The 25,537-nt window shown below is 65.4% G+C and carries 16 protein-coding genes, 1 tRNA gene and 1 pseudogene; 4 read left to right on the top strand and 14 right to left on the bottom strand.

Going from position 1 to position 25,537, the window contains the following annotated elements; genetic code table 11:
- Window positions 1-16: 16 nt before the first annotated feature.
- Window positions 17-1,207 (top strand): HlyD/EmrA/EmrK family protein, encoded by a 1,191-nt coding sequence (locus M2650_RS01005; protein WP_249470083.1) that lies wholly within the window; start codon window positions 17-19, stop codon window positions 1,205-1,207.
- A gap of 88 nt (window positions 1,208-1,295) precedes the next feature.
- Window positions 1,296-2,858, top strand: a complete 1,563-nt coding sequence (locus M2650_RS01000) for a DHA2 family efflux MFS transporter permease subunit (RefSeq protein WP_249470080.1) — start codon at window positions 1,296-1,298, stop codon at window positions 2,856-2,858.
- Window positions 2,859-3,048: 190 nt separating this feature from the next.
- On the opposite strand, the gene radA is transcribed toward M2650_RS01000, so the two are convergent.
- On the bottom strand, window positions 3,049-4,434 hold the full coding sequence (radA, locus tag M2650_RS00995) for a DNA repair protein RadA (protein WP_249474123.1): 1,386 nt from the start codon (window positions 4,432-4,434) through the stop codon (window positions 3,049-3,051).
- Window positions 4,435-4,578: 144 nt separating this feature from the next.
- Between radA and M2650_RS00990 the strand changes: the two genes are divergently transcribed.
- Window positions 4,579-6,384: a diguanylate cyclase domain-containing protein gene (locus M2650_RS00990; protein ID WP_249470078.1), complete on the top strand. Its 1,806-nt coding sequence runs from the start codon at window positions 4,579-4,581 to the stop codon at window positions 6,382-6,384.
- Between the two features lie 262 nt (window positions 6,385-6,646).
- Window positions 6,647-7,135 carry a hypothetical protein gene (locus tag M2650_RS00985; protein ID WP_249470075.1) on the top strand — a complete coding sequence of 163 codons (489 nt, stop codon included), beginning with the start codon at window positions 6,647-6,649 and terminating at the stop codon, window positions 7,133-7,135.
- Window positions 7,136-7,217: 82 nt separating this feature from the next.
- Here the strand turns inward: M2650_RS00985 and M2650_RS00980 are convergent, their stop codons facing one another.
- The 13 genes and pseudogenes from M2650_RS00980 to ileS form a co-directional block, all read right to left on the bottom strand.
- Window positions 7,218-11,846 (bottom strand): autotransporter domain-containing protein, encoded by a 4,629-nt coding sequence (locus M2650_RS00980; RefSeq protein ID WP_249470073.1) that lies wholly within the window; start codon window positions 11,844-11,846, stop codon window positions 7,218-7,220.
- 47 nt (window positions 11,847-11,893) lie between these two features.
- The gene (locus M2650_RS00975) at window positions 11,894-12,175 is read right to left on the bottom strand and encodes a hypothetical protein (RefSeq protein WP_249470071.1); all 282 of its coding nucleotides are present in this window, start codon (window positions 12,173-12,175) and stop codon (window positions 11,894-11,896) included.
- A gap of 191 nt (window positions 12,176-12,366) precedes the next feature.
- Complete coding sequence (locus M2650_RS00970; protein ID WP_249470067.1) at window positions 12,367-12,768, bottom strand: hypothetical protein; 402 nt, start codon at window positions 12,766-12,768, stop codon at window positions 12,367-12,369.
- Window positions 12,769-12,847: 79 nt separating this feature from the next.
- Window positions 12,848-15,049 carry a YadA-like family protein gene (locus M2650_RS00965; RefSeq protein ID WP_249470064.1) on the bottom strand — a complete coding sequence of 734 codons (2,202 nt, stop codon included), beginning with the start codon at window positions 15,047-15,049 and terminating at the stop codon, window positions 12,848-12,850.
- A 126-nt stretch (window positions 15,050-15,175) separates the two neighbouring features.
- Complete coding sequence (locus tag M2650_RS00960) at window positions 15,176-17,965, bottom strand: serine/threonine-protein kinase (protein ID WP_249470060.1); 2,790 nt, start codon at window positions 17,963-17,965, stop codon at window positions 15,176-15,178.
- Between the two features lie 119 nt (window positions 17,966-18,084).
- The gene (locus M2650_RS00955) at window positions 18,085-18,645 is read right to left on the bottom strand and encodes an ECF-type sigma factor (protein ID WP_249470058.1); all 561 of its coding nucleotides are present in this window, start codon (window positions 18,643-18,645) and stop codon (window positions 18,085-18,087) included.
- Between the two features lie 560 nt (window positions 18,646-19,205).
- Window positions 19,206-19,281 (bottom strand) — tRNA-Thr (locus M2650_RS00950).
- A 71-nt stretch (window positions 19,282-19,352) separates the two neighbouring features.
- Window positions 19,353-19,521 (bottom strand): annotated as a pseudogene (ispH, locus tag M2650_RS00945) (4-hydroxy-3-methylbut-2-enyl diphosphate reductase); the annotation flags it as partial.
- A 139-nt stretch (window positions 19,522-19,660) separates the two neighbouring features.
- Complete coding sequence (locus M2650_RS00940) at window positions 19,661-20,341, bottom strand: L,D-transpeptidase (protein WP_249474120.1); 681 nt, start codon at window positions 20,339-20,341, stop codon at window positions 19,661-19,663.
- Between the two features lie 152 nt (window positions 20,342-20,493).
- Window positions 20,494-20,760 carry a hypothetical protein gene (locus M2650_RS00935; protein ID WP_249470056.1) on the bottom strand — a complete coding sequence of 89 codons (267 nt, stop codon included), beginning with the start codon at window positions 20,758-20,760 and terminating at the stop codon, window positions 20,494-20,496.
- Between the two features lie 370 nt (window positions 20,761-21,130).
- Window positions 21,131-22,081: a 4-hydroxy-3-methylbut-2-enyl diphosphate reductase gene (gene ispH, locus M2650_RS00930; RefSeq protein ID WP_249470054.1), complete on the bottom strand. Its 951-nt coding sequence runs from the start codon at window positions 22,079-22,081 to the stop codon at window positions 21,131-21,133.
- An 8-nt stretch (window positions 22,082-22,089) separates the two neighbouring features.
- A complete protein-coding gene (gene lspA / locus M2650_RS00925; RefSeq protein WP_249470052.1) occupies window positions 22,090-22,596 on the bottom strand; it encodes a signal peptidase II in 507 nt (168 codons plus the stop codon).
- 135 nt (window positions 22,597-22,731) lie between these two features.
- Window positions 22,732-25,527: an isoleucine--tRNA ligase gene (ileS, locus tag M2650_RS00920; protein ID WP_249474118.1), complete on the bottom strand. Its 2,796-nt coding sequence runs from the start codon at window positions 25,525-25,527 to the stop codon at window positions 22,732-22,734.
- Between the last annotated feature and the right edge of the window lie 10 nt (window positions 25,528-25,537).

The following is a 25,537-nucleotide window of genomic DNA, read 5'->3' as shown; positions in this document are numbered from 1 at the left end:
CCAAGGCCCCCACGCCATGACTACCGAAATCAACCCGAAAGCCGCGACTCCGGCGCCGGTCGCGCCCAAGAACGGCAAGCGCCGCAAGGCGCTGCTCATCCTGCTGTCCGTGGTGGTGCTGGCCGCGATCGTCTGGACGGTCTATTACTTCACGGTCGCGCGCTGGCACGAAGACACCGACGATGCTTATGTGCAAGGCAACGTGGTCAGCATCACGCCGCAGACGCTCGGCACCGTGGTCAGCATCGGCGCCGACGACGGCATGAAGGTCGCCGCCGGGCAGGTGCTGGTGCGACTGGATCCGAACGACGCCAAGGTCGCGTACGAACAGTCTGTCGCCAATCTCGCCAATACGGTGCGGCAGGTGCGCGGCCTGTACAGCGCGGTCGATGCCGGCCAGGCCGACCTGGCCGCACGCCAAGCCTCGGTGCAGCGCGCGCGCGCCGATCTGCAGCGCCGCGTGGGCCTGGTCGCCAATGGCGCGGTCTCGGCCGAAGAACTGGCGCACGCCCGCAACGAACTGGCCGTGCTCGAAGCCGGCCTGCGCGCCTCCAGCGGCAACCTCTCGCGCAACCGCGCCCTGGTCGATGCCACCACCGTGGCCAACCAGCCGCAAGTGCAAGCCGCCGCGGCGCAGTTGCGCCAGGCCTACTTGAACCTGCAGCGGTCGTCGATCGTCGCGCCGGTTTCGGGCTACGTCGCCAAGCGCAGCGTGCAGCTCGGCCAGCGCGTGCAGCCGGGCACCACGCTGATGACCATCGTGCCGCTGGAACAGGTCTGGGTCGACGCCAATTTCAAGGAAACGCAATTGCACAAGATGCGCATCGGCCAACCGGTCGAGCTGCATTCGGATTTGTACGGCAACGACGTCACCTACAACGGCAAGGTCGCCAGCCTGGGCTTGGGCACCGGCAGCGCCTTCGCCCTGCTGCCGGCGCAGAACGCCAGCGGCAATTGGATCAAGATCGTGCAGCGTGTGCCGGTGCGCATCGAACTGGACCAGAAACAGGTGATCGAGCACCCCTTGCGCCTGGGCTTGAGCATGAGCGTGGACGTGAGCCTGCGCGACCAGAACGGCGCCGTGCTGGCCAATGCCGCGTCCAGCAAGCCGTTGCTGAGCACGCAGGCCTACGCCAAACAACTGACCGATGCCGAAGCGCTGATCGACAAGATCATTCGCGACAACCTGCCGGCGCGCCACAGCTGATCCCCCGCCTGGGTGCGGGCCCCGCACCGCATCCGGGCATCTTTTCCGATAGCCGCGACTCCCGGCGCATATCCGATCAGGTAATCCCATGTCCGCAACCGCCACTGCCGCCGCGCCGGCGCCGCAAGCCGGCTTCCGTCCGCCAAATCTCGCGCTGACCACGCTCGGCTTGGCGCTCGCGTCGTTCATGCAGGTATTGGACCTGACGATCGCCAACGTCTCGCTGCCGACGATCTCCGGCAACCTGGGCGGCAGCGCCAACCAGGCGACTTGGGTGATCACATCGTTCGCCGTCAGCAATGCGATCGCGCTGCCGCTGACCGGTTGGCTGACGCGCCATTTCGGCGAGCGCAAACTGTTCGTCTGGGCGACGTTCCTGTTCGTGATCGCGTCCTTGTTGTGCGGCCTTGCGAACAGCATGGGCCTGCTGGTCGCCGCGCGCGCGCTGCAGGGGTTCGTCGCCGGGCCGATGTACCCGATCACGCAGGCATTGCTGATCTCGATCTATCCGCCGCAGAAGCGAGGCCAGGCGATCGCGCTGCTGGCGATGGTAACGGTGGTCGCGCCGATCGCGGGCCCGATCCTCGGCGGCTGGATCACCGACAACTACAGCTGGGAATGGATCTTCTTCATCAACGTGCCGATCGGCATCTTCGCCAGCTTGGTCGTCGGCAGCCAGTTGCGCGGCCGGCCCGAACGGCTCGAAAAGCCGAAGATGGACTACGTCGGCCTGATTACGCTGGTGCTGGGCGTGGGCGCGCTGCAGATCCTGCTCGACCTGGGCAACGACGAAGACTGGTTCCGCTCCAACCTGATCGTGATCCTGGCGATCGTGTCGGCGATCTCGCTGGCGGTGTTCGTGATTTGGGAATTGACCGACAAGGATCCGATCGTCAATCTGAAGCTGTTCCGGCACCGCAACTTCAGCGCCGGCACGGCCGCGATGGTGGTGGCTTACGCGGCGTTCTTCAGCGTCGGCATCCTGGTGCCGTTGTGGCTGCAGCGCAATCTGGGTTTCACCGCGATATGGGCCGGTTTCGCGACCGCGCCGATCGGCATCTTGCCGGTACTGCTGACGCCGTTCGTCGGCAAGTACGCGCACAAGTTCGATTTGCGCTGGCTGGCCTCGTTCGCCTTCATCGCGATGTCGCTGACCAGCTTCGCCCGCGCCGGGTTCAACCTGGACGTGGATTTCAACCACATCGCGCTGGTGCAGCTGTTCCAGGGCTTCGGCGTGGCGCTGTTCTTCATGCCGGTGCTGCAGATACTGCTGTCGGACCTGCAACCGCACGAGATCGCGGCCGGTTCGGGGCTGGCGACGTTCATGCGCACGCTGGGTGGCAGTTTCGCGGCCTCGCTGACTACGTATGCTTGGACCGAGCGCGGCGCCGTGCACCACGCGCATCTCACCGAGAAATTGTCGGCCTATGATTCGGCGACCATCGACACGCTCGCCCGCATGGGCGGCGGCGACTTGCAGCGCGGCGCGGCGATGATGGAACGGATGATCTCCAACCAGGCCGCGCAGATCGGCTTCAACGAGATCTTCCACCTGCTGGGCATCATCTTCCTGGTGGTGATCCTGTTCGTGTGGGTCGCCAAGCCGCCATTCGCGGCGAAGCTGGGACCTGCGGCGAGCGGCGGGCATTGACCGGCGTTGCTCTTGAGCCGTCATTCCCGCGAAGGCGGGAATCCAGTGACTTAGCTTTAGCCCTCTCCCGCTTGCGGGAGAGGGTTGGGTGAGGGCGCGCGGAACGGCAGATCGCGTCGTCGCTTTCTGGAGAAGCCAAAGTCACTGGATTTCAGCCTTCGCGGGAATGACGGCTAAAAGCGAAACGCGGCTACTCAGCGGCGCTCAGCGCATCCGATAAGCGTTCGACCGCTACGACTTCCATGCCTTTGTAGCTGCCTGCTTTGGGCGCATTAGCCTTCGGCACGATCGCGCGCTTGAAGCCGTGCGTGGCGGCTTCCTTCAAGCGCTCTTCGCCGTTCGGCACCGGACGGATCTCGCCCGACAGGCCGATCTCGCCGAACGCGATGGTCTTGTCCGGCAACGGCCGATCGCGCAGCGACGACAGCACCGCCAGCAGCACGGGAAGATCTGCCGCGGTTTCCTGCACGCGGATGCCGCCTACCACGTTGACGAACACGTCCTGATCGGAAACGACCACGCCGCCGTGGCGGTGCAGCACCGCCAGCAGCATCGCCAGCCGGTTCTGCTCCAGCCCGACTGCGACCCGGCGCGGGTTCGATAATGGCGACGAATCGACCAAGGCCTGCACTTCCACCAACAACGGCCGCGTGCCTTCGCGCGTGACCATCACGCAACTGCCCGGTTGCTGCACGCTGCCGCCGGACAGGAAAATCGCGGAAGGGTTGGGCACTTCGCGCAGGCCCTTGTCGCCCATCGCGAACACGCCCAGCTCGTTGACGGCGCCGAAGCGGTTCTTGAATGCGCGCAGCACGCGGAAGCGCGATCCGGAATCGCCCTCGAAATACAACACCGCATCGACCATGTGCTCGAGCACGCGCGGGCCGGCGATGCCGCCTTCCTTGGTGACGTGGCCGACCAGGAATACGGCGGCGCCGGTCTCCTTGGCGTAACGCACCAGGCGAGCGGCGCTCTCGCGCACCTGGCCGACCGAACCGGGCGCGGCGGTGAGCTGTTCGGTCCACAAGGTCTGCACCGAGTCGGCGACGATCAGCTTGGGCTGCAGCTCGCTGGCGTGTTCGAGGATGCGTTCGACGCCGGTTTCGGCCAGGGCATTCAAGCCGTCGAGCGGCAGCCCGAGCCGCGCCGCGCGTCCGGCCACCTGCCCCAACGATTCCTCGCCGGTGACGTACAACCCGGGCAAGGCCGGCGCCATCTGCGCGAGGGCCTGCAACAGTAGCGTCGACTTGCCGATGCCCGGATCGCCGCCGACCAGCACCACCGCGCCTTCGACCAGGCCGCCGCCGAGCACGCGGTCGAACTCGCCGATGCCGGTGGACACGCGCGCGTCTTCGCTATGGCGCACGTCCTTCAAGGCGGTGACCTTGGGCGCGTCGACCTTTCCGGCCCAACTGCTGCGCCGCGCCGCCGGCGACGCCGCTTTGCCGGCCGCCGATTCGAGCACGATCTCGCTCAGCGAATTCCATGCGCCGCATTCGCCACACTGGCCCTGCCATTTGTTGTGTTCGGCCCCGCACTCCGCGCAAACGTAGGCGGTGCGCGCCTTTCCCTGCAGCTTGGCCACGGATTCTTCCGATGATCGACTGCGGCTACTGTAGCGGCCCGGCGTCTCTTTTCGCGAGACTTCGGACGGCGCCCACCGCCGCCGCATGCGCCTTAAGATAAGATCGGGCGCACCCCTCCGGGACGAGAGGTCGGTGTGAACAGTTCCCCGGCTACGCCGCGCCGCCTGTGGCTCGACCGATCGGCCATGGCGCTGCTGATCGGCGCGACGGCTTGGCTGTCGCTCACCTTGGCGCGGGGGCCCGGCGAGCTGGCCGCGATCTGGATCGGCAACGGCATCTTCACCGGGTGGTTGCTGTCCCGGCCCACGCACTCATGGCCGGGTTACGTGGCGGCAGGCTTGACGGCCGACGTCGCTGGGCAGTTGGTATCCGGCTATTCGGTGCCGTATGCCGCTTCGATAGGCGTCAGCAATCTGATTGAGGTGTTGATCGTCGCCGGCGTCGTCAGGCGCTTGGTGCCGGATGTAGGCGACCCCAAGCGTTGGATCAGCCTGGGCGGCATCGCGACCGGCAGCACGCTGGCGGCCTGCGCCATATCCGGGTCGCTGGCGGCGTCGGTCACTTCCCTGCTCTACGCCAGTTCGTTCCTGATGAACTTCGTCGGCTGGTATGCGGCTCACGTCGTCGGCATGGTGATCGTGGCGACCTCGACCCTGGTCGTGCTTCGCGAAGGGCTGGATCTATTCGGCGCGCCCGGACGGCGTTGGAGTTTCATCGGCAGCATGCTGCTGGTGGCCGCGATCAGCATCGTCGTCTTCAATTTCGACTATCCCATCCTTTTCATGGCCTATCCGCCCTTGCTTTTAGGCGCGTTCCGGCACCGCTTCGCCGGCGTGGCCGTCGGCGTGATCCTGCTCGCCACCATCGGCAGCATCGCCACGTCGATGGGCAGAGGTCCGCTGTGGCTGGTGCAGGATATCGGCACGACCGGGCGCATCGCTCTCCTGCAGATCTATATCGCAGGCGGCTGCCTGATGACCATTCCGGTCGCCTTGGCCATGGCCGAACGCAAACGGCTCACTGCGCGCGTGCGCGAAAGCGAACACCGCTACCGGATGCTCGCGGACTATTCGCACGACGTGGTAGTGCGGATGCGCAGCAACGGCGAGAGGCTCTACGTCTCGCCTTCGGCCAAGGACATGCTCGGCTGGGAGCCGGCCGAAATGCTCACGTCGCGCTGGGGACTGGTCCACCCGGACGATCGCGACCGCCAAGCGCAGGCCATGGCCGAGGTGATCGCTTCGGGCGAGCCGCAGACCGCGATCTATCGCGTCCGCCACAAGGACGGCCACTACGTCTGGGTAGAAGCGGTGACCCGCCCGATCCCCAGCGAAGACAGGGCCGGCGAAATGGACATCATCTATGCCGGCCGCGACATCAGCCGGCGAGTGGCTGCCGAACAGGCGCTGCATGCGAGCCGGCTGGAGCTGGAGCGGCTGGCCCGAGTCGATACGCTCACGGGCTTGGCCAACCGCCGCCAGTTCGACGAGCGCTTGTCGGTCGCGCTGGGCAGGGCGCAACGGCATCGGTTGCCGATCGCCCTGATGTATCTCGACGTCGACCGCTTCAAGCTCATCAACGACAACCACGGACACGCCGTAGGGGATGGGATCCTGCGGGCCTTCGCGCGACGGCTGGCAAACAGCGTGCGCAGCACCGACCTGGTCGCCCGCCTGGGAGGCGATGAGTTCGTAGTGATCGTCGAAGACGCAGCCTTGCCGGATGCCGCGGAAACCATCGCGCGCAAGCTGATCGAGGCGATGCAAGCCCCCATACCTGTCGAAGAAAAAAGCCTGACGGTGACCACGAGCGTAGGAATCGCATTTTCCAGCACGCCGACGGATGCCATGGTGCTGATGTCGGCGGCGGATTCGGCCCTGTATGAAGCCAAAAAAGCAGGCCGCAATACATACCGCATGAAATCCGTGGGAATGTCCTAAGGCAGGAGCCGAAATCGAAGCACCTGCGGAGGCCCCGCATTCTTCTTGGCGTTAGCGGCATTCAACAAAAAGGCCCGCCTTCGCGAGCCTTTCCTGCTGATCTGGTGGGAAATAAGAACCTTATTAAACGCATAAAATATTGAAATAAAATAATATTTATTCATCTAAATCATCTTCGTACCCCCATATATACCCCCAAACAAAATCTCCCGTATCGCCTCTCTGGATCTAGGCTCGTTCACACCACTTCCGGGGAACAGTCATGCGCAAGATCTGCTTGGTCACTGTGCTGCTGGCGACGGGATGTGTGAGCCAAGGGGAATACATTCCTACCCAGCCTGAAATCATGAACTCGCTCGCGCCCTTCATGGGGATGCCGGTCGAAAAAGTCGTAGCTGCTTTCGGGATGCCTCAAGAACAGACCGAGTTGATGGGCAAGAAGGTATTCATCTGGCACTCTAGCCGGGAATGGGGAACCACCCTGCCTCAGACCGCTACTTCCACGACTTCGGGCGTCGTCGGCAGCCTTCCTTATGCTCAAATCCCATACACATCCTCGACCACGTACCAATACGAACAATCGGTCTCTCAGCAAATATGCTGCACGATGGAGATGTATTTAGATGAGGCCGGCACGGTGATTAATTTCGGAATTAGAGGCAAAGCGCTGCATGTAAAGCGTTTTATCTTTTTGGCGATTCTCGAGTGCAAGTTGGCGGATAAAACATCCGAACCCGGCATATTGAGATAGGCTGACTCGCAGGTCATCAACAAAGGCGTAGACCGCCGCCGCGACGTCCCCCGACGCAGACGGCGGCGGTCACGCCGAAGCATCACCAGCGGTAGCGCAGCCCCGCGCTCAGGTTGTGCGCCTTGAAGGCCTCGCCGGATTGGTAGTCGTAATCCACGAACAGGTCGATGTTGTCCTTGCGCGCCGACAGGCCCAGGCCTACTAGGCCGCGGTCTTTGGGGAACGTCGCGCCGCGCACCAGATAGTTCACGTCCGGCGCGCCGGCATAGGCCAGTTCGAACTGCACCGTGCGATCGCCCGTGGTGTGCAGCCAGCGCGCTTGCGCGGTCGGTGCGATGGTCCATTCGCCGCTTTTGAACTCGCCCGACCAGCGCAGGCCCAGGCCGGTGGTGATCCGATCGCCGCCTTGGGAGTGGCTGACGATGTCGATGTCCTGCGCGCCGTGTTCGCGGAAGGCCTGCACGTCGAACACGTCGCGCTGGAAGGTCGCGAACGGCTGCAGCGTCTGGTTCGAACCCAGTTCGTAGGTGCGGCCGGCTTCCAGATGGATCGCCATGCGGTTGCTGCCGTAATCGGACTGGGCGGTACGGTGGATCGAGGCGACATCGACCGCGCGGGTCACATCCGAGTCCCACCAGGCGAAGCTGACCACGCCGTCCACGTAACCGCGCTGGCCGTGATAGCCGGTGTAGATCGAGACGTTCTTCGCATCGGCTTCGGCCTTGTCGCCGGGGCGGAAGTCGGCGTCCACCCGCATCACGTTGGCGCTGGCGCCGATCAGCCACTCTTCGGTGCCCCAAGCATCGAAGCCGACCGCCAGGCCGTGCAGGCGATAGTCCGCGCCATACGCGTTGCCGTCGCCGCCCAGGTCCGCATCGGCGCCGTAGGTGCGCACCCACGCGCCGCCCTGCAGTTCGCGCGCGCCCTCCGACTCGCGGCGCTCGGCCATGCGGCGGGTGACGGTCTGGCCGAACAACGCATGGCCTTCCAACATGATCCCGGCCAGCGAGGCGTGCGCTTCGCCGGACATGCGATCGAAGGACGCCAATGCCGCATCGGCATCCAGCGTGGTCACCTCGCTGAGCACATGCTGCAGGTCGGGGGTGATCGCGTCCTTCTTCGAGATCCGGTCCAGCGCGCCGGCGACCTGGCATTGGTTAAAGGTGCCGCGCGGGCACAGGATGGAGAAGTCGTTGTCGTTGCGCAGGATGTCCAGGTAGACGTGGTTGGGGTCGTAGCTGAGGAACATGTCCAGGAAGGGCAGGTTCTGATCCAGCACGTCGTAGGTGCCGCTCACGCCGCCATCGGCCTCGACGATGGTGTAGCGGCTGCCGCCGGCGTACTGGCCGGTCGCCTTGGTCACGTAGACCTCGCCGCCCTCGATGGTCGCGGTGCCGGCGATGTCCAGCAGATCGCTGCTGCCGTTGGGTGAGATATCGACGTTGTAGGTCGCGCCGTCGCGGTGCACGAAGTCGCCGGTCATGTGCAGCGCGCCGATCGAGCCGCCCGGCGCGATCGTGCCCGCGTTGTCGACGCTGCCCAGCGTGCCGGTGCCGCTGAGCGTGGTGCCGGCCAGCACATCGAATTGGCCGCCGATCGTGCCCAGCATGTGCAGGCCGCCGTCGCGCAGCGTGCCGTGGCCGACGTACGCGGCGCTGTCGCCGGTCAGGGTCAGCGTGCCTGCGCCGTACTTGTCGAACAGGCCGGTGCCGCTGAAGCTGCCGTCGAACGTGAAACTGTCGCTGCGGTCGAACGCGAACGCGCCTGCCCCGGCGATCGCCACGTTGCCGACCAGGCTGCCGCGCGTGCCGCCGTCGCCGATGCGCAGCGCGCCGGCATCGACGAAGGTGCCGCCGGTGTAGCCGTGTTCGCCGGTGAACACCGTCGTGCCTTGGCCCGACTGATGCACGGCGCCGGTGCCGTCGATGCCGCCAGCGTAGGCGAAGGTGTTGGCGCGATCGACGACCAACGTGGCGTTGTTGCGCACGTCGCCGACGATGCCCCCGGTGTTGCCGCCGTCGCCCAGCCGCAGCGTGCCCGCGGCGATGGTGGTCGGGCCGGCGTAATCGTTGTCGGCGAGCAGCGTGGTCGTGCCGCCGCCGAGCTTGTTGACGGCTAGCGAGCCGGTCATGCGCACGCCGAAATCGATATCGTCCTTGTGGTTGAAGTTGACGCTGGCATCGCCCGCGCCGCCGGCGATTTCCGGCGCATCCAGCGTGCCCGACGCGCCGCCGGTGCCGATGTTCACGACGCCGACCGAACCGGCGCCTTGCGCCAGCAGCATCGATTGCGCAGACGTCGCCCGGCCGCCGTCGGTGACGGTGAGTTCGCCGCGACCATCGTTGCCCACTACCGTGTTCCCCAGCGAGGTCCAGCTCGAACCGTCGCCTTCGACGGTCACTTCGCCGCGGCTGCCCCGGCTATCGCCGATCACCGCAAGATTCGAGGAAACAGTCGCGCTATTGCGGACGATCGCCGAACCCTGGCCCAGTTGGCCCACGACGATCAGATCGCTGTTGTTCAAACGGCTTCCCGCGCCATCGACCAGCAGCTCGCCGACGCCGCCGGCATGCGAGCCCAACACGGTCGCGCCCGCCTCCACCGCGCCTTGGTTGCCGACCTCGAGCCGTCCGCGTCCTTCCGCGCCGATGGCGAGCGGGCCGCTCATGTTCCACTGGGAACCGGCGCCATCGATGCGCACCACGCCGGCATTGCCTTCGACATTGATGTCGCGGCCGATGATGCCGCCCACGCTGCTGACCGTGGCGCCATTGCGCACGTCGAGCAGACCGATGTCGTTCAAGCCCACCGCGATGGTGCCTGTGCTTTCCCAAGCCGAACCGGCGCCGTCCACCCATATCTCGGCACGGGTGCCGGGCACCCCGCCTAAGCGTTCGCCGTACAGGAGGCCCACCTCGGCATCGCCGGTGGCCAGCACGCCACCCTCGCGCACCGTCACCGCGCCATCGTTCTGGCCGACGCGGAAACTGCCCGCCACGTTCCAGCGCGAGCCCTCGCCCTCGATCAGTGCGGTGCCGCCGGTGTCGTAATAGACACCACTGCTGATGACCCAGTCGCCGACGCTGCCTTCGTGGCTGTTGACGACGGCGCCGTCGCGGATCTCCAGCGTCGAACCACCGATGCTGTGAACGGCCAGGTAAGACCCTGCATCTACCTGCGAGCCGGCACCGGCCACATCCATCCGGATCTCGCCCTGACTCACCTCCGAACCCATGGCGATGCCGTCGGCCGAAACCGCCCCGCCATCGGTGACAGACAGGCTGGCACCGCCACCGATGCCAAGTCCGAGATCCCAGTTGACGTTCCAGCGGGATCCCGGTCCACGCACGTCGACCGTGCCGACAGTGCCGGCGATGCCGCCGACGAAGGCGTTGGCGGCACTGTTAACCGTGCCGCCATCGGCGATCTCCAGCGTGCCGTCGCCCTGGTACCCGACCCCAAAGACACCAGCGTTGTTCCAGGTGGAGCCGGCGCCCTGCACCAGCACCGAGCCGCCGCCCCCGGTGACCCCCAACTCGTAGGCACCCAGGAAGCCGTGGTAGTTGTTCACGGTACCGCCGTCCAGGATTTCCAGCCGGCCCTCGCCGCCGCGGCCGCCGAGTGCGAGGTCGTTGGCCGTGGTGAGCGTCGAGCCCTGGCCGGTGACCACGACGGTGCCTTGGCTACCCTCGTAGGCGCCGATATGGATGCCGGCAACGCCGCCCGGGCTGCCGCTCGCGAACTCGAGCGGCCCTTCCACCGTGGCGCCGCCACTGACGGTCAGGCGGCCCTCGCCGTAGTACCCGACGAAGATCGCATAGTCCCGGCTTTCCAGATGCGTGCCGGCGCCGTCCACGGTTACGGTTCCCGAACTGCCGGCGTTCTGCCCGATCAAGAGTTGCGCAGCACTGACAGTGCCCTGGCCGTTGACGGACATCACGCCGGCGCCGGCGAGCCCGATCACCAAGCGTTCGGAGACGTCCAGCGACCCTCCTTCCTGGACGGTCACGGCGCCACTGCTGCCCTGCTGTTCGCCCACGATGACGTTGTCGGCGGTGACCTGTGCGCCGCGGTCGGCGTTCAGTTCACCGCTGCCCGCTTTGCCCACGGTGATCTGGTTCGCGGTGACGGTGGCGTCCGCCAGCACGACCGTCAGGGAACCCCTTTCACCGGCGTTCTTGCCGAGGGTGATGGTTTCGGCATCGAGCGTGCCCCCACCGATGAGGACGTGCCCTAAGGCTGTCGGGCTGGTGAAGGTCGTACCGATCGCAAGATGGCGGTTCCTCCAGGCGGAGCCGTCCATCAGCACTAAACCGGCGATATTGCTGTCGCGGTTGGTGAGGGAAGCATTGTTCTCGATGAACAACCCGCTTCCGGTCGCCATGAACAAGTCGCGGGCGAATGCGTTGCCGCCGTCGATGCGAGGATTGGATTCATTCCTGTACGTGAGGATGTAAGCGTCGGCACCTGCAGTAGGAACGCCCTGCGTCCAAAGACCGGCGTTGTACCAATCGAATCCGGGCCGGTCGGCCCATTCCGTGCTTTGCGCCTGCACCGCCGGAGCGGCCAGCGCGAGCGCGGCCAACAGCATCGCTGCGGAGGTCCGGCGACGCGTGCGCGGAGTGCGCAGCGCCTGGCCGATGGCTTGGGCGAGCGCATGGGAGTGGGGCGCACGACGACGCGCGGCGGCAGTATTGCGATGCTTAGACATGGCGAATCTCCGGAAAAATCGGACCCGAATGGGCTGTAGGGGGAAGGTCAGAACGCTTTCGAACCGCGAGTGCGCGCAGGCGCGATCGGCGCACCTGAGGTCGTACGGCTGTCGGGATCGAGGGAACGCATCAGGTTCTCGTCCAGCGCGCGGTTGATCGCGCGGAACGTCGACTCCAGCCACGTGCTCACCGTGACCGCATCCACCTGCAAACGCGCTGCTTCCTGCTCGGCCGTCGTGCGGCCCTTGAGGATGCGCAGCATCGCTTCGGTCTTCAGGATTGCGGCCGAATCGAAGTCGTCGGCTGCGGAGGAAAGAGGCATGGCCATGGTCGGTCCCTTCGTGAATGAGGCGGGCGGGGACGCGATGGCGCCGAAGGGAAAACCTGCTCGGGGGGAGACCGGTTCCCGGGGGTCGCAGATTCAGAAGGTCATCGCGCCCCGCCCATCAGTACAGAGCGCGAAAGGAAGAGAAATCTGATCATCGGATTCGCACGGCGATTCCGGCGGTGGTTAAGGCGCTAAGCCTCGTCCTTGAGGCCGCCCAGTGGGGGCCAGCAGTAGTAGCGCCCGTCCATGGCCAGCGTGGCCCGTTCGTGCATGGAGGCCGGAAAGAGCCCGCGTGCCGGCAATTGCCGCCAGAAATCGCCGCCGCCGGAGGCTTCCAACGGCACCAGCCAGGCTTGCGAACTGTCCCGGGTGAAGACGTACAGCAGATCGGACGACGCAGGGCCGTTGTCCTTGAAGCAGATCCGGGTCACCGCGTTCCAGGCGAAACTCGCCTGTTGTTGCATGGCGCCCGCAGCATCGCGGCGCCACAGGACGACGCCGGTGTCGTCGCAGATGATCTTTATGACGTGGTGGCCGCTGTTCATATCCACGCGGCGGCGCATCGCGCGAAAGATTTCCAGCAATCGGTCCATGCCTGTCCCCTTGCCAAGGCTGAGAGATACGCGCGGCGCCGCCGCAGGATGCGCCGCGCAATATGCGATCCCAATCCGCTCACCACCCGAATGCGGCGCCTGCGCCTAGTTGGGAGTCCTCGCCGTCGAATGCGCCGCCGAAGGTGATCGCTGCGCGTTCGGACAACGCGCGCTGGTATCCGAGGGCCAGGGCGTTGGCACCGCGATAGTTGCCGACGCCGACCGCGATCCGGTTCGGACTGCGCACGCCGGCGGCGGAAGCGGTCATGTTGGCCATCGCCGCGGACATCGCGCCTACTTTGTCGATGCGCCGATCCTGACGGTCCATGCGATCGCGCAATTCGCCGAACTCCAGGTTCAACGTTGCGAACCGCCCATCGGTGTAAGCGTTGGCAGTGCGTACCGCCGAGGCCTCGGCGGCGTCCACCTGACCTACGTTCGCGGCGTCGTTCGCCGCCGTACCTGAGGCGAGATTCGAGATGCGCGTGCCGCGGTTGCCTTCCAATACGATTCGGCCCCGCGTGGCGTCGCTGTAATGCACGGCATCCGGATCCGCGCCTCCCGCCGGTCCTTGCGGTCCTTGCGGTCCTTGCGGTCCTTGCGGTCCTTGCGGTCCCTGCGGTCCTTGCGGACCCTGTGGACCTTGCGGACCCGGCGGACCCGGCGTTCCCGTCGCATCGGCGAGCGTGGTCAATTGCGCATCGACCGCGCTAAACGCCGAGCCCACGTCGCTGTAGTCGACGCCTTGAATCGTGTAGGTCGGTGCGGTGAACGCGCCGCCCGAGAGGCTGGCGCCGCCTCCCAACGCAGAAGCGAACGGCAGCAACTGGCCCAGATTCACCGCATCGTTGTCTTGCGTGCCGGCCTCTAAGTTGACGATCTGGCGGTAGAGACCGGCACCCGCATTGCCGACCGACAGCGTGTCCGCGCGATCGGCGAGCGCACCGACGCCAAGCGCGATGCTGCCATCGGCCAGCGCTTCGCTGTCGTGGCCCAAGGCCACGCTGCGATCGCCCACCGCGCGATTGCCCGAGCCGATCGCCACGCCGAATGCCCCTTGCACCTGGTTGCCCGCACCGAGCGCCAGACCGCCCGGAGAGACGACCATCTGCCCATGCCCGACGGCGATGCCGTTCTCGCCGATCACCTCGTTACTGATGCCCAACGCGATGCCGGAAGCCCCGGCCACCAAGTTTTCGCTGCCGATAGCGGTGCCGTATTCGGCCATGATGCCGTTGAGGCTGCCGATGGCCTGGCTGTGCGCGACGGCGGTGTTGGCGACGCCGTACGTCAGAGCCCGCTCGCCGCTGGCGCTGTTGCCGCTGCCGAACGCATGGCTATCCTCGCCATCGACCGCATTCTGGACGCCGACGGCCGAACTGCGCGTTCCCAGGGCCTGGTTCTGGTAGCCGGAGGCCAGGCTGAAGTCGCCCGCCGCGTTATTGGCCACGCCGAAGGCCGAGCTCGCGTCGCCGCCGGCTACGTTGCCATCGCCAGCAGCGGTGCTCGATATCCCGGAGGCGACGTTGTAGCTGCCAATGGCGAGGCTACTTTCGGCCTGCGCCTCGTTGCCGCTGCCGAGGGCCGTGCTCTGCATACCGGCGGCAACGTTGTAGTTGCCGAAGGCCTGGCTAGTCTGGCCGGCCGCTTCGTTGCCGCTGCCGATCGCCGTGCTGTCGTCGCCGCTGGCGACATTGCCGTTGCCGAAGACCTGGCTGGAAACGCCGGTGGCCTGGTTGTCGCTGCCCACCGCCGTACTGGCGACGCCCGACGCGATGTTCCAGGCACCTAGGGTCTGGCTGTTGGCGCCGCTGGACACGTTGTAATTGCCGAAGGCGGACGAAGTCTCGCCGGAGGCTTCGTTTTCGGTACCCACGGCCTGCGCGTATTCGCCGGCTTCGTTGGAAAAGCCGATGGCGGTGGAGGACGTCCCCGATGCGACGTTGTAGCTGCCCATCGCCGCGCTGAAATTGCCCGAGGCGGTGTTCGACAACCCGATCGCGACGGCATCGTTGCCGGCCGCGTGGTTGGAAAGGCCGATCGAAACCGCGTTCGTACCGGTGCTGACGCTGGCGACGCCGATAGCGACGCCAGATTCGCCATCGGCCGCATTATCCCGGCCGCAGGCGAAAGCGCCGTTTCCCGCCGCCGTGCTGGTCGGGGACGTGGTACCGCTCCCGTCGTCGGTTACGCAGAGTTCGCCGGCGGCGGCCTCGGCGGGCAGCACAAAAAACGCCGCGAGCAAGCTCGCGACGGCATAAGCCAATCGGTGGATGCGCATAGGATGTCCTTATGGATGGCGCCGCAAGGGCGGCTCATCCTTCCAGTGCGCAAAGGCGAGAAGAATCAGATCATCAGCGCGGCACGGATGCCGAAAACCCGGAACACGGTCACGAAACCGGTGTCGTCAGTCGAACGCCGATGCGTACCGACGGCGGACCTCGCCTAACTTCCCCGCGATGCCTTGCCGCTCGTACAAGGCGGCGAGCAGTTGCGCCGCGCGCCGCGTGCGCGGATCGTCCGGCGGAAACTCTGCAGCGAACAGCTTCAGGGCCTCTTCGAGCAGCGGTTCCGCTTCGGCGTATCGACGTTGCGACAGCAACGCGTCGGCCACCTCCACCTGGGTCTCGGCATGGAACCAAGTGCCCGGATCGTAGAGCGCCATCGCCGAACGCGAGGCCATTTCCGCTGCTTTCGGATCGCCCAGTGCTTTCGCCGCAGCCGCCAGCCCGCGCCAGGCGCTGGCCCGAGTACGTTTGGTTTCGTCGGCTTGCGGAAGATCGGCGAGCGCCTGGCGCAACATCGCTTGCGCCTCGGCATTCCTGCCCTGCCCCTGCAGGGTCATGCCGAGATAGGTATGCACGGTCGCGCGCATCTGGGTCTGGCGGTCGGCCGGGAACACCGTCGGCACCATCGCCAGGGCTTCGCGGTACAAAGCCTCGGCTTCGTCGAAACGCTTGAGTTCGCGCAGGACGAATCCGACGTTCATCGTATCGTTGAACGTCGAGTTGCTCGCCGCGTCGTTCTTGCGCCCCATCGCCATCGTTTCGCGGAGCAGCGGCTCGGCATCGGCGAACTTGCGCTGGGACATCAGCGAGAACGCGAGATAGCCGCGCACGTAGGCGGTGGCAGGATTGTCGGCACCATAAAGGCGCACCTGCCGCTCATACGCGCGGCGGAGCACGCCTTCGGCGCCGATGGCATCTCCCGAGCGCTCCATCGCCAGACCGTACTCGGCCGACATCTGCACCGTGCGCGGATCGTCGTCGCCGTATTTGGCGCGGGCCAGGGCCAAGCCGGCCTCGAGTCGCGCCAGCGCTTCTTTCGGGCTGTCCCATTGCCTCAACGCGATACCGTAGTTCTGCAGCAGATTGATGTGCTCATCCCCGCCGGGTGCGACGCGGCGCAACGCCTCCAGCGCCTGCAGATAGAGGGGCTCGACTTCGACGCGCGGCTTGTTTTGCCGCGTCAGCGCGATCGCGATGTGCATCCGCGCCTTGGCCGCGGCCGCCGACAGCGAGGGATCGTCCTGCGCGATGGTCAGCGCTTCGCGGGCGTAGCGTTCCTCCTCGGCAGCGTTCTGGTTGACCGTGTTGATGTCGGCCAGGCGCAGCAACAGCCCGAGCAATGTGGCTTTGGACGTAGTAGGGTCCTTGCGCGCGAGCGCCAGCGCCTCTTCTGCCGCGGGACCGGCTTTGTCACGCACGCCCAGGCTGTGATACGCCGAAGCCATGGCTTGCAGCAGGGCGCCCTGCGTCGCGGCGTCCTCCCGGATCGATCCATGGATGCGCGCCATGCCGCGATCGAGCAGTTCGCGCGCGGTCACCTCCCGGCCCTGCGTGCGCTCGAGTTCGGTGCTCTTGAATAGTTCGATCAGAAAATCTCGCACCTGCGCGGTCTTGGCTTGCTCGGCTAGCGTGCGCTGCAGTTGCAGTTGGCGATCGATCGCGTAGGCACCGATGAGGGCCACGAACGCCGCCGCCGCCGCCAACGGCCAGCGGTTGCGGCGCGCGAATTTGCGCAGCCGGTATCCGCGATGCCCTTGGCGAGCGAGCACTGGGCGATCGTCGAGGAAACGCTGCAAGTCGTCGGCGAGTGCGCGCGGGGATGGATAGCGCTCAGCGCTGCGCTTGCTAAGCGCCTTCAATACGATCGAATCGAGATCGCGAGGCAGGCCGCCCAGGCGCTGGCGCCGTATCCAGCGAGAAGAGGACTGCGGTTCGTTTCGCGCGGCGTCCAGATGCCTGCGCAAGGCGATGCTGGGAGGCACCGGATCCGAACGACTGACCATCTTCACCACTTCGGCCGGGTTGTCGGTGTCGCCCCACGGATGCGTGCCCGAGAGCAGTTCGTACAGCACGACGCCCAGCGAATAGACATCGGTCGCGGTCGACAGCGGACGGCCTTCCACTTGCTCGGGACTGGCGTAAGCCAACGTCATGATCCGATGGCCGCCTGCCGTGCTGGTGAGTTCTTCGGTGGGCGAAGCGAGTTGGCGGGCGATGCCGAAATCCAGTAATTTCGGCTCGCCTTCGGCCGTCACCAGGATATTGCCGGGCTTGATGTCCCGATGGATGACCAGCTGTTCGTGCGCATACTGCAGCGCCACGCAGACCTTGATGAACAAATGCAGCCGCTGCTCCAGCGTCAACGCGCGGGTCCGGCAATAGTCGTCGATCCGCACGCCGTCGACGTACTCCATCGCCAGGAACGGCCGGCCGTCGCCTAGCGCTCCGGCGTCCACCAGATGCGCGATGTTGGGATGGTTGAGCCTCGCCAGCAGCTGGCGTTCGAACAGGAAGCGGGACAGCAGCGTATGGCTCGCCAGCGCGCCGGCGCTCAACAGCTTCAGCGCGACGGATTGACGAAACTCGCCATCGATCCGCTCGGCCAGATAGACGACGCCCATGCCGCCTTCGCCGAGCGGACGGACGATGGTGTAGTCGTGCGGTTTGGCGACGCGAAGTTCGCCAGATTCGGGCACCGCCACGCCTGCGGGACCGTGCTCGAGGAACTCGTCGTCGGGACTGCGCAGCACTTCCAGAAGCCAGGCGACTTCGTTGCGCAGCGCATCGTCGCCGGCGCAGGCTTCCTGGACGAAACGATCCCGGTCGTCTTCAGGCAACCGGTAGGCGCGGCTGACCAGGGCGCGCGCCCGTACATAAGCGTCCTTCCGCGTAGGCTCTTGCTCTTGCATGGACGACTCCCCCGAATGCCAGCGTCGTCCTTGCCGCGGCCCGGATAAGGTAGCCAATCCGTGATGGATTTCAAGGTTTCAGCGGCCGGGCGGGTTCGCCACGGCTTCGGGCCCGCTATTCAGTCTTCGAGTTCCCGTTTCAACCATGCCTTGGCCAAACGCCATTCGCGCGTGATGGTGGCCGTGGAGACTCCAAGGTTGTCGGCGATCTCCGGTATCGTCATGCCTGCGAAGAACTTCATCTCCACGATCTGCGCCTGGCGCTGATCCAGCGTTTCGAGCGCTTCGAGCACGTTGTCGAGTTTCTCGATATCGAGCGCTTCCCCGGCGACTTCTTGCGCATCGGTAATCCGCAATCGGTCGGCCTTCTGCGGACGCTTGTCGGCATCGCGTTTGCGCGCCATCGACACCAGCACCTGGCGCATGGTGTGCGCCGCGTAACCGAGCAATTGCCGGCGGCTCTCCCAATCCGGTTGCTGCGTGCCGAACAGACGCAAGAACACCTCGTGGATCAGCTCGGGTGCGCTCAGAGTGAGCATGCCGCGCTCGCGGCGCAGCAGCTGTTGGGCGATCTGCCGCAAGTTCTCGTAGAGCAGGCCGATAGCCTCGTCGCGGGACCGCAGATCGCCGGCGCGGCCTTCGATCAGCAATCGGGTAATGTCCGCGCCGCCGCCTGCCATTGCGATCTTCCCCCTGCATCGACTCGTGAAGCTGCGAGGATCCTACGCGAACGCGTCCGGACGCGCATCTCGCTCCCGGTGTGCGGCCTTTCGCCTCAGGTCTCCTGCGGCCCGCCGCGCGAGACACAGGATTGGTCTGTTCAGCCCCCTGCGCGTGCAATGTGAGTGAGTGCAGTTCGAGATTCCGCAATGCCATCAAGGACGCCCATCAATATGTTTTTTCGATTTCTAATGCGCGATCCCTTTGGCATTCTTTACGCTGTGAGCGAAGTTGAAAGAACGTAATCAGCGCGATAAATGCCGGCCGTAAGAAATGCGGCAAATCAGAGCCAGTCCGCGAGCGCCCTGGATCGTTGGATCGAGCGCGCCGAATTGGCAGATGAGATCGCAGTCAGGAGCACCGCGAGAAATGCCCATACGCCCCCTGTACGCACAGAACGTAGCGTGGAGAGTACCGGATATGAAAAAAGCCCCAGACACTGCCTGAGGCTTAATGCAGGTGACCTAGAATGACTTGCAAGCTAGCGCTCAAGTCATTGAATTTAAGCTATTTTTATGATTGGTGCCGGAAATAGGAATCGAACCTACGACCTACGCATTACGAATGCGCCGCTCTACCGACTGAGCTATTCCGGCTTGTTTTTCTCGGGATCCGGCCGAACCGGCCGTTCCGGGCCGGCAATTGTAGGTTTCTCAGGGCTTTAGGGTCAATCGACCAGGCACAGCCGGAGTTCCTTGGGCAGGGCGAAGACCATGTTTTCGGGCTCGCCGTCCAATTCGCGGACCGGACGGGCGCCCAGTTCGTGCAGGCTCGAGCACGCCGCGCACCAGCACGTCCGGAGCCGAGGCGCCGGCGGCGACGCCGATGTGCTGGCGGCGTGGAGCCAGTGAGAGTCGAAACGCCTGGCCGGACACCCACTGCATGGGCACACACACTGGCACAAGAGGCCGGGCCACGAGCAGCGTCATCCGCTGCGCCGCCGCGCACACCAAAGGCAACACGCCGACGCGCCTTTCACCGGCGGGCGGACCGTGCGCGTCTTCCACCGTTGCGTTTCGTAGTCGCGCGACTTTGTGCGAACTCCGGGAAGGTCTCCGCTATCGGATCCGCATCCGGCAAGATGTAGAACACCCCGCCCCGCTCGAACGTCGGACGGATGACCTGCTCGTAAAACTCGGGCGAGACGTTGATGCAGCCATGAGTGACGCGGTTGTCGTCCGGCGAAGGCGATGCAAGGCGTTCGGCGCGTCTCTCGGCCGGGACGCCAGTAGCGGTAGGGTGGATGGAGACCGCGGAATCGTAGTCCACCCACAGCACGCGCCCAGCGTCGATTGACGGACCGAACCCGCCGATAAAGCGACCCGCAGGCGTCGTGCGATCCCGGCCCGGGATCTCGCGAAGCGCGAGACCGGCGATGCCGGGGGCCGTATGATCGCCGATCGCCGAGCCAAAGAGCCCAGGTGCCGCGCCACGAGGCCGGCCGTCGCCGCCGAACACCAAGATCTGTGCGGCGGCCTTGTCTATGACCGCGAACGGATAGCCTTGGCTGTCCCTGGTTGCGACAATCCAGCCCGCGAGCTCAATCACCGTGCCGGAGACATCTTGGCCTCGCGGAAGCAGGTCGATGGCGGCGACCGGTTGCGCGGCGGCATCCTCGGCGTTGGCCACGCCGAAGCTCGCGAACGCCAGCGCCAGCGCACCAAAAACGGCCCGGATCGCAGGGTGTCTGCATGTACGGATGGGACGGTTCCTTAGAACGAAGACTGGATGAAGATAAGGAGACCGGTGGCCAGCAGAGGCCACCGGGTCCCGGTTCAGGCCGTTCGTCGCGAATTGCGCAAGAGCGACTAACCGCGCGGCGGGCGGCTCGGCTTCGTTTCGAGCTGCTGGACGCGGCTTTCGATTTGATCCAGCCGTTGGTTAGCCTGCTGCGCGGACTGATTGGCGGATTCGGCGCTCTGGGCCGCGCCCTGCACCTTGGTGTCGAGTTGATCGAGGCGTGAGTTGATCCCTGCAAACTCCTCTTTATAGGTGGCGCAGGCGCCAAGACTCAGGGCGACGATCGCCACGCCGAGCGTACGTGCCATCGCCAGATGTTGCTTGGTCATAAGCATTCCAATCCTCCTCGTCTGGTGTGTCGGAAATGAAATATAGCGGCCTTTTTGCCGGAGTCATGACCCGCCTTCAGCTGGCATTGGAATACGTAGACGGATTGTGAAGATGTGGTAACTAGTAAGAGTTGCGGCTTGATCGAACAGTAGACCTTAATAGGCGAGACGTTTTGCACTACTGCACGGCGCGCAATGTCCGCTTCGGTTCGAACCCAGCCGCCCGGCTGAAGCCACCGATAAGCCACCGTACTCTCAGCATCGCGAATAGGCGTTTAGAAGCGAACCGTCCGCATCGGATGGAACCCCTGAAAATACAAAGGCCCGCGCTTGCGGGCCTTGTCTTGTTCGATCATTTGCCGAGATTCGTAAGCCGTCAATCGACCAGGCGCAGCCGGAGTTCCTTGGGCAGGGCGAAGACCATGTTTTCGGGCTCGCCGTCCAATTCGCGGACCGAACGGGCGCCCAGTTCGTGCAGGCGCTCGAGCACGCCGTGCACCAGCACGTCCGGGGCCGAGGCGCCGGCGGTGACGCCGATGTGCTGGCGACCGTGGACCCAGTGCGGGTCGATTTCGATCGCGCCGTCGATCAGATGCGCCTCGACGCCTTCGCGCTCGGCCAGCTCGCGCAGCCGGTTGGAGTTGGAACTGTTCGGCGAACCGACCACGAGCACCAAGTCGCAATGCTTGGCCAGTTCGCGCACCGCGTCCTGGCGGTTCTGGGTGGCGTAGCAGATATCGTCGTTCTTCGGGCCTTGGATGGCCGGGAAGCGCGCTTTCAAGGCTTCGATGATGCCGCGGGTGTCGTCGACCGACAGTGTGGTCTGGGTGGTGTAGGACAAGTTGTCCCGCTGATCGACCTGCAGCGTCGCGACATCGTCGATGTCCTCGACCAAATAGATGCGTCCGTCGCCGGCCTGCTTGCTCCACTGCCCCATCGTGCCTTCGACTTCGGGATGGCCGGCGTGGCCGATCAGCACCATGTCGCGGCCGGCGCGGCATTGCCGGGCGACCTCCAAATGCACCTTGGTCACCAACGGGCAGGTCGCATCGAACACTTTCAGGCCGCGCCGGTCGGCTTCGCTGCGGACCGCCTGCGATACGCCGTGCGCGCTGAAGATCACGGTGGCGCCATCGGGCACTTCGTCGAGTTCTTCGACGAAGATCGCGCCGCGGTGCTTGAGGTCTTCCACGACAAAGCGATTGTGCACCACCTCGTGGCGCACGTAGATCGGCGCGCCCAGCGTTTCCAGTGCGCGCTTGACGATCTCGATCGCGCGGTCGACGCCGGCGCAGAAACCGCGGGGATTGGCGAGGACGACATCCATGGCCGCTATTATCGCGCTTTCCCCGCGCGCTTGCCGTCGAACAGCCCGAACAGGGCGATGCCGACGGCGCCGACCACGATCGCCGAATCGGCCAGGTTAAAGGCCGGCCAGTAATGGTCGCGCCAGTACCACTGCACGAAATCGACCACGTGGCCGTGCTGCAAGCGGTCGATGACGTTGCCGACCGCCCCGCCGATCACCAGCGCGAACGGCAGCGCCGTGCGCCAATCGCGGCGCGGCGTGCGGGTGAGCCAGAACGTCAGCAGGCCGCAGATCACCACCGCCAGCGTGGCGAAGAAATACTGCTGCCAACCGCCGGCATCGCTCAGGAAGCTGAACGCTGCGCCGGTGTTGTAGGTGCGGTACCAATTCCAGAAACCGTCGATCACGGGGATCGCGGTGTATTCGGGCAGGTTGGTCAGCACCCACAGCTTCGTGAGCTGATCCAGGACGATGATGGCGACGGAGGCCAGCAGCCAGATCAGGGCGTTCGGTTTGGGGTGGGATGTCGTCACGCGTTCTCCGCTTTGTGGCCGCAGGCGTCGGGGCGATTGGCTTTTCGTAGGAGCGGCTTTAGCCGCGAGCTTTTTCTGTCAGCGAGAGCAAAAGCTCGCGGCTAAAGCCGCTCCTACGAAAAGCGAGGGCATTATTCAGAACCATTTCCGGTCTTCGCCCGGACCTTCGATGTTGGACACGCAGCGAGAGCACAGCAGCGGATGCGCCGCCACCGAACCGACATCGGCGCGATGGTGCCAGCAGCGCACGCATTTGGCCTTCTCGGTGACCGCGGCTTCGACCACCAGGTCCTTCGCATTGTCGTCGGCGACCACCGAGACGTCGCCGCTGATCAGCAGGAAGCGCAATTCGTCGACGATCGGCGCCAGCGCGTTCTGGTCGGCCACGCCGCAGCGCAAGGCGATCTCGGCCTGCAGCGCCGCGCCGATGGCGCCGCTGGCGCGCATCGGTTCGAGCACCTTGGCCACCTGTTCGCGCAATTCCAGCAGGCGCTCGAAATCGTGCGCCGACAAGGCCGCGTCGCTTTCCAGCGGCGCCAGGCCTTCGTACCAAACGGCGAACAGCACGTTGTCTTCGCGTTTGCCGGGCAGGTGCTGCCACATCTCGTCGGCGGTGAAGGCCAGGATCGGCGCAATCCAGCGCACGAAGGCCTCGGCGATGCGATACATGGCGCTCTGCGCCGAACGGCGGCCGCGCGAATCCTCGCCCATCGTGTACAGGCGGTCCTTGGTCACGTCCAGATAGAGCGAGCCCAGGTCGACGCTGCAGAAATTCGATAGGGCCTGCACGATCTCGGCGAAATCGTAACGTGCGTAGGCATCGGCGATCTTCTGCTGCACTTCCCAGGCGCGATGCACGATCCAGCGATCCAGCGCGACCATGTCGTCGAGCGGGCGCAGATGCGCACCGGGATCGAAGCCGTGCAGGTTGCCGAGCAGGAAGCGCGCGGTGTTGCGGATGCGGCGGTAGGCGTCGCCGCTTCGCTTGAGGATTTCGTCGGAAACCGACATCTCGTTGCGGTAGTCGGTAGCGGCGATCCACAGCCGCAGTACGTCGGCGCCCATCGCGTCGATCACCTTCTGCGGCTCTACCACGTTGCCCAGCGACTTGGACATCTTGCGGCCGTCGGCATCGACCGCGAAACCATGCGTCAGCACCTGCCGGTAAGGCGCGGCGCCGTCGATGGCCACACCGGTCAGCAGCGACGACTGGAACCAGCCGCGATGCTGGTCCGAGCCTTCCAGATAGAGATCGGCCGGCTTGCGCAGCCCGTCCTGCGGGCGCTGCGCGAGTACGCACTCGTGGCTGACGCCCGAATCGAACCAGACGTCGAGGATGTCGGTCACCTTCTCGTAGCGCGCGGCATCCTCGCCGAGCAATTCCTGCGGCTGCAGCGCGTACCACGCATCGACGCCTTCCTGCTCGACGCGGTCGGCGATGCGCCGCATCAGCGCGGCCGAATCCGGATGCGGCTCGCCCGTCTCGCGATCGTAGAACAAGGCGATCGGCACACCCCAGAAACGCTGGCGCGAAATCGTCCAGTCCGGGCGGCCCTCGACCATGCCGTAGATGCGCGCCTCGCCCCAGTCCGGCACCCAGCCCACCTTGCCGATCGCGCTCAGCGCATCGCCGCGCAGGCCGGCCTGTTCCATCGACACGAACCATTGCGGCGTGGCGCGGAACACCACCGGCGTCTTGTGCCGCCAGCAGTGCGGATAGCTGTGCGAGATCGTCGTGTGCGCCAGCAGCGAGCCGTTGCCGCGCAGCGCTTCGACGATGAGGTCGTTGGCTTTCCACAGATGCACGCCTGCGAGCACGGCATCGCCGGCGGGCGGCGTCGACGGCAGGTAGACGCCGCGTCCGTCGATCGGGTTCAGCTGCGCGGCCGAATATTTTTCGACCAGTCCGTAACGCTGGCCTACGACGAAGTCTTCCTGGCCATGGCCGGGCGCGGTATGCACGGCGCCGGTGCCCTCTTCGGCCGAGACGTGATCGCCGAGCAACACGGGAATGTCGCGCTCGTCATAGAACGGATGGCGCATGACCTGGCCTTCCAGTTCCACGCCCTTGGCGCGGCCGTGCACGACCATGTCGGCCACGCCATAACGCGACAATGCTTTCTGCGCCAAAGCCTCGGCCAGCACCAGCCAATGCCGGCGGCCATCGCGCGGCGGGCCTTCGACCAGCACGTAATCGAGGTCGGGGCCGAGCGAAATCGCCAGGCTCGCCGGAATGGTCCACGGCGTGGTGGTCCAGATCGGCAAGGCGACGCCGATGCCCTCTTCCACCGCTACGCCGAACGCCGACGCCAGCGCCTGCGGCTGCTTGGCGGCGTAAGCGATGTCCACCGCCGGCGACTGCTTGTCTTGGTATTCGATCTCCGCTTCGGCCAGCGCCGACTGGCAGTCGAAGCACCAATGCACCGGCTTGAAGCCGCGCGTCACGTGGCCGCGTTCGACGATCTTCGCCAACGCGCGCAGCATGTCGGCTTCGTAGCGGAAATCCATCGTGCGGTAAGGCCGGTCCCAATCGCCGACCACGCCCAGGCGCTTGAAATCTCGGCGCTGGCCGTCGATCTGCTCGGCGGCGTATTCGCGGCATTTGGCGCGGAATGCGGCGGCGTCGAGCTTGTCGCCGACCTTGCCGAATTTCTTTTCGACCGCGTGTTCGATCGGCAGGCCGTGGCAGTCCCAGCCCGGCACGTACGGCGCATCGAAACCGGCCATCAGTTTCGACTTGACCACGATGTCCTTCAGCACCTTGTTGACCGCGTGGCCGATGTGGATCGAGCCGTTCGCGTACGGCGGGCCGTCGTGCAGGATGAAGCTGCGAGCGCGGCCGGACGTGTGTTCGCGGATGCGCTGGTACAGGCCCTCCGACTGCCAGCGCGCGAGCGTCTGCGGCTCGCGCTTGGGCAGGTCGCCGCGCATCGGGAAATCC

It is taken from the genome of Luteimonas galliterrae (assembly GCF_023374055.1).
Taxonomy (GTDB): Bacteria; Pseudomonadota; Gammaproteobacteria; order Xanthomonadales; family Xanthomonadaceae; genus Luteimonas_C; species Luteimonas_C galliterrae.
This window is presented reverse-complemented; position numbering and strand designations above follow the sequence as displayed.

Excerpts from the sequence above, each read along its gene's own strand:
- M2650_RS01005 (WP_249470083.1), top strand. The coding sequence starts at position 17 with ATGACTACCGAAATCAACCCGAAAGCCGCGACTCCGGCGCCGGTCGCG.
- M2650_RS01000 (WP_249470080.1), top strand. The coding sequence starts at position 1,296 with ATGTCCGCAACCGCCACTGCCGCCGCGCCGGCGCCGCAAGCCGGCTTC.
- M2650_RS00985 (WP_249470075.1), top strand. The coding sequence starts at position 6,647 with ATGCGCAAGATCTGCTTGGTCACTGTGCTGCTGGCGACGGGATGTGTG.
- M2650_RS00980 (WP_249470073.1), bottom strand. The coding sequence starts at position 11,846 with ATGTCTAAGCATCGCAATACTGCCGCCGCGCGTCGTCGTGCGCCCCAC.
- M2650_RS00975 (WP_249470071.1), bottom strand. The coding sequence starts at position 12,175 with ATGGCCATGCCTCTTTCCTCCGCAGCCGACGACTTCGATTCGGCCGCA.
- M2650_RS00970 (WP_249470067.1), bottom strand. The coding sequence starts at position 12,768 with ATGGACCGATTGCTGGAAATCTTTCGCGCGATGCGCCGCCGCGTGGAT.
- M2650_RS00965 (WP_249470064.1), bottom strand. The coding sequence starts at position 15,049 with ATGCGCATCCACCGATTGGCTTATGCCGTCGCGAGCTTGCTCGCGGCG.
- M2650_RS00960 (WP_249470060.1), bottom strand. The coding sequence starts at position 17,965 with ATGCAAGAGCAAGAGCCTACGCGGAAGGACGCTTATGTACGGGCGCGC.
- M2650_RS00955 (WP_249470058.1), bottom strand. The coding sequence starts at position 18,645 with ATGGCAGGCGGCGGCGCGGACATTACCCGATTGCTGATCGAAGGCCGC.
- M2650_RS00935 (WP_249470056.1), bottom strand. The coding sequence starts at position 20,760 with ATGCTTATGACCAAGCAACATCTGGCGATGGCACGTACGCTCGGCGTG.
- ispH (WP_249470054.1), bottom strand. The coding sequence starts at position 22,081 with ATGGATGTCGTCCTCGCCAATCCCCGCGGTTTCTGCGCCGGCGTCGAC.
- ileS (WP_249474118.1), bottom strand. The coding sequence starts at position 25,527 with ATGCGCGGCGACCTGCCCAAGCGCGAGCCGCAGACGCTCGCGCGCTGG.